Origin of the sequence: Chromohalobacter sp. HP20-39, assembly GCF_033052815.1 — a bacterium.
Lineage (GTDB): Bacteria > Pseudomonadota > Gammaproteobacteria > Pseudomonadales > Halomonadaceae > Chromohalobacter.
Window position 1 is genome coordinate 1 of record NZ_JAWHTP010001193.1, and the last position, 234, is coordinate 234.

1 pseudogene is annotated in these 234 nt (G+C 65.0%); it reads right to left on the bottom strand.

Annotated elements, in window-relative coordinates:
- Positions 1-234: pseudogene (locus RVY79_RS21665) on the bottom strand (chemotaxis protein); the annotation flags it as partial.

Sequence of the window (234 nt, forward strand, 5' to 3'; positions counted from 1 at the left end):
TTGCCATCCGAAGCCGCGATCACACGGTAGCTGGAGTCGAGCAGCAGGCAGCGTGTACGCTGCCAGTCTTCGGCAGAGACCCGCACGCTCTTGACCACCGTCTCGGCCTGGGGTGCCCAGTTGAAGAACACGGCAAGCACACCGAGCGGTGCACCGTCGGCCCGACCCTCTTCGCGAATGGCGGTGGCGTAGGTGGCTACGCTGGCGTTTTGAAGCGTCCGCGAGACGGTGATG